The organism is Colwellia sp. MB3u-8 (assembly GCF_014076985.1).
GTDB lineage: Bacteria > Pseudomonadota > Gammaproteobacteria > Enterobacterales > Alteromonadaceae > Cognaticolwellia.
The window spans coordinates 1-521 of sequence record NZ_JACGVA010000056.1; the positions used below are offsets into that span (position 1 = coordinate 1).

The following is a 521-nucleotide window of genomic DNA, read 5'->3' on the forward strand; positions in this document are numbered from 1 at the left end:
GGCGTTATATTTAAAATTCCATGGGAGTGGAGATGTTTAAAAATTTAACGATTATTTTATTAGCTTATATACCCTTATCCGCATGGGGAGGGGATTTTGAGTTTTCAGTTGGAGGGGGTTACCAATACAGTGGGATTATAGGAACTCAATTTGCTGTTAAAGACGATGATAAAAAATACTTTATTTCTCTTGGTTTGCCAGGTGTATCTGTTGGAATGCAATCTGTATTTTCAAGTAATGAAAATCATTCAGTTGGTTTTTCTGTTGGTAAATTAGCAGGGATTTTCAGCGCTGACACTGAATATGGATTTATAACATATAATTATCATTTTAGTGGTTTTCGAAATAATGGCTGGGTATTAGGTACAGGAATAGGATATTACAATCGAGATGAAAACAGAATATTTTTTGGTGGTGGAGAGGTTAAAGAACGCGAGAGCGGGATAGCTTTAACATTCGATATCGGTTATAAATTTTAAAATATAACAAGCTGTTCAAGCGGGACAAATAACAGTTGGCTA

General features: G+C 34.5%; 1 protein-coding gene. It reads left to right on the plus strand.

The window, feature by feature from the left end; all coding sequences use genetic code 11:
* Positions 1–32: 32 nt before the first annotated feature.
* A complete protein-coding gene (locus H4J54_RS04760; protein ID WP_182189787.1) occupies positions 33–479 on the plus strand; it encodes a hypothetical protein in 447 nt (148 codons plus the stop codon).
* The last annotated feature ends 42 nt before the right edge of the window (positions 480–521 follow it).